At 61.3% G+C, this 3,047-nt stretch carries 2 protein-coding genes and 2 pseudogenes; 3 read left to right on the top strand and 1 reads right to left on the bottom strand.

What is annotated here, in order from left to right; genetic code table 11:
* Positions 1–341 (top strand): annotated as a pseudogene (locus P3T40_RS44800) (acetoacetate--CoA ligase); the annotation flags it as partial.
* Position 342: 1 nt separating this feature from the next.
* On the opposite strand, the gene P3T40_RS44795 reads toward P3T40_RS44800, so the two are convergent.
* The gene (locus P3T40_RS44795; RefSeq protein ID WP_429274072.1) at positions 343–1,110 is read right to left on the bottom strand and encodes a GNAT family N-acetyltransferase; all 768 of its coding nucleotides are present in this window, start codon (positions 1,108–1,110) and stop codon (positions 343–345) included.
* Positions 1,111–1,290: 180 nt separating this feature from the next.
* Here P3T40_RS44795 and phnY point away from each other — a divergent pair.
* Both phnY and P3T40_RS44785 read left to right on the top strand, forming a co-directional pair.
* A pseudogene (gene phnY / locus P3T40_RS44790) lies at positions 1,291–2,313 on the top strand (phosphonoacetaldehyde dehydrogenase); the annotation flags it as partial.
* 4 nt (positions 2,314–2,317) lie between these two features.
* Positions 2,318–2,878: a phosphonate degradation HD-domain oxygenase gene (locus P3T40_RS44785; RefSeq protein ID WP_429274071.1), complete on the top strand. Its 561-nt coding sequence runs from the start codon at positions 2,318–2,320 to the stop codon at positions 2,876–2,878.
* The last annotated feature ends 169 nt before the right edge of the window (positions 2,879–3,047 follow it).

Genomic DNA, 3,047 nt, shown 5'->3' with positions numbered 1-3,047 from the left:
GGATCCGGATGCGCTTCGGCTATATGGCGCGCACGCCGGCTGCAGACACCGCAGGGCTGCCCGCGACACTGCTGTACGTGCGCGAGGCAATGCGTGTCGCGATGATGAACTACCGGCCGAGGCCGTACCGCGCGAGCCCGGTTCAATATCTGCGGGCGGACACCGCGCAGGCGGACCGGGGCGATCCACTGCCCGTCTGGATGCGAGTGGCCGAGCGAGGGCTTGTTGTGGCTAACGTGCACGGTAGCCACACAGGCATTCTGGTTGAGGCCAATGTCCCTTACGCCGCGTTGGTGCTCGATCGCGTGCTAAGCGGAGAGGTGCAGTCGCGAGCGCATTAGCCTACCGGATATCGGTGCGCACACTGTCCCGGTCGCGGTGCGTCTGCGTTCCACCGGGTTGCGCCGCCGCTGCGCCCGCAGTGTGCGCAGCGCGGCCGCGTCTGCGGGTCAATGCGCGAATAGCCTCGCGTTTCAGTTTGCGCGCGGCACGAACCGAATAGGTGCATAGCAGCGCCAGATCGAGCAGATGGCCACGCGAGTTCAGGAAGATCAGCTGTGTTTCGTGCCAGGTCTGGCGGGTGGACCAACGTTCCTTATAGTCGGCGTAGACAGGGCGAAAATCGAAATTTTTGCCGTGAGCGTAAGACCATTCGATGAGGTAGCGAAGCATCAGGAATCCGACCGCACAGTCCTTGAACGCGGGGTCGTAAGTGCAGATCGCATATTCCACCGTATCCCCGCCCACCAGATTGATGACCGCCGCAGCGGGAGTGCCGTTCACCTTGACGAAGGAAACCAGCGGAGTATTCGCGAGATCGAGCCGTTGTGCGAGTCGAACAAAGAATTCCGTTGCCCGGTCGTCCTCGAGGTAGTCCGTTTTGATGCCGCGCGCGGCTGCCCAAGCTCGCTTTTGCTCAAAAACCCAAGTGACGAGTTGCGCGGTTTCTTCCGCCGTGGTGCACCAACCGAACTCAGTGTGCCCCTTCGCGTCAAGCCGTTTTTGATATCTGCGCAAGTCATACCGGCGCGGACTGGAGAGTTCCCGTACGAAGTCCTCGACCGATGGCAAGCCACGCAGATCCAGGAAGTAGCCTTGGTGACCGCGCATAGGCGTGGGCAACAAAGGGAAGACGCGAGATTGCGGCATAGCTTTGAGATGCTCGTGCAACACGCTGCCATCGGGAACCCAATGGACTTCGAGGACGTCTGCCTTGACGTGCCTGACAGCTGCCGCTATCGCGCCCCACAGGGCGTCGTTCGACCCGCGCCGCACCAGTGGCCGGCCATTGCGCAGCGTGAGCCGCTTGCTGGTGTGATCGTTGCGATTACGCCCTTCAACCATCCGATGAACCAGGTCGCGCACAAGGTCGCGCCGGCTATCGCGACCAACAATCGGGTCCTGTTGAAGCCGTCCGAAAAGGTGCCGCTCTCGGCCTTCTACCTGGCCGATATCCTGTATGAAGCCGGCTTGCCGGAGCCGATGCTGCAGGTGTTGACCGGCGATCCGCGTGAAATCGCCGACGAACTGATTACTCACCCGCTTGCTGAGCTGGTGACGTTCACGGGCGGCGTCGCGATCGGCAAATATATTGCGGCGAAGGCGGCGTATCGACGTGTCGTGCTGGAACTTGGCGGCAACGATCCGTTGATCGTCCTCGAGGACGCTGATCTCGAGCGTGCGGCCACGCTTGCTGTTCAGGGCTCCTATAAGAATTCGGGCCAGCGCTGTACAGCCGTCAAGCGCATGCTGGTGCAAAAGAGCGTGGCGGCGAGATTTACCGAGCTGGTGGTGGAGAAGACTCGCGCGTGGTCCTACGGCGATCCGTTCGACGCCGCGAATCAGATGGGCACCGTCATCGACGAAGCCGCGGCGCGGCTTTTTGAAGCGCGCGTCAATGAGGCAGTGACCCGGGGCGCGCGGCTGCTGATCGGCAACGAGCGCTCGGGCGCGCTTTATGCGCCGACCGTGGTGGACCGCGTGGATCCGGCGATGTCACTGGTGCGCGAAGAAACATTTGGGCCGGTGTCGCCCATCATTACGTTCGACACGCTCGACGACGCGATCCGGATCAGCAATGGCACGGCATTCGGTTTGTCTTCGGGGGTGTGCACCAACCGTCAGGATGCGATCACGCGATTGATCAACGAATTGCGGGTCGGTACGGTGAATGTGTGGGAAGTGCCGGGTTACCGGCTCGAGCTGACGCCGTTTGGCGGTATCAAGGACTCGGGTTTGGGTTACAAGGAAGGGGTGCAGGAAGCCATGAAGAGCTTTACCAACCTCAAGACATTTTCTTTACCTTGGGAGTGAAGGCGTGGCTTTGAATCTGGATGATATTCGTACCCTGTTTGAGCAGCACGGCGATGTCGCGTATAGCGGCGAGCCGGTCACGCAGTTGGAACATGCGCTGCAAAGCGCTGCTTTGGCAGAAGGTGAGGGCGCTAACGACGAACTGGTCGCGGCAGCCTTCCTGCATGACCTTGGGCATTTGCTGAACCGCTTCGGCGAAACGCCGACCGAGCGCGGCATCGACGATCTACACCAATACTTCGCGCTGCCGTTTCTACGTCCGGTCTTGCCGGAGGCGGTGTTGGAGCCGATTCGTCTGCATGTCGACGCCAAGCGCTGCCTCTGCGCGATCGATGACACTTATTTCGGCCGCCTCTCGGCGGATTCCGTGCGCAGCCTCGAGTTGCAGGGCGGCATCTTCAGCAAGCAGGAAGCGGAGGCGTTTCTCAGCAAGCCATTTGCAGAGGACGCGCTGCGCGTGCGCCGCTGGGACGATCTGGCCAAGGAAGCGAACCGCGCGACCCCGGATCTGGACCATTATCTGAACGTCGTAGAGCGGGTGATGGAGACGCACGCGACGGCCTGAGTCAGGCGTCCATTCATGCATGGCGACGTGCCCGTGGCCTAAGCGTCATGGGGCGTCATTTCCTCTTTTATGAGTATCAAAATAACGCTTGCCAGGCCCGGTTGGGCTCGCTAGAATCTCGTTCTTTCGCGTTCCGGACACCGGAGCGCGGGAGACGGGAGAGCCAGCA

The organism is Paraburkholderia sp. EB58, assembly GCF_050436665.1.
GTDB lineage: Bacteria > Pseudomonadota > Gammaproteobacteria > Burkholderiales > Burkholderiaceae > Paraburkholderia.
The sequence above is the reverse complement of the archived record's forward strand: the minus strand, read 5'-3'. Positions and strand labels throughout refer to the sequence as shown.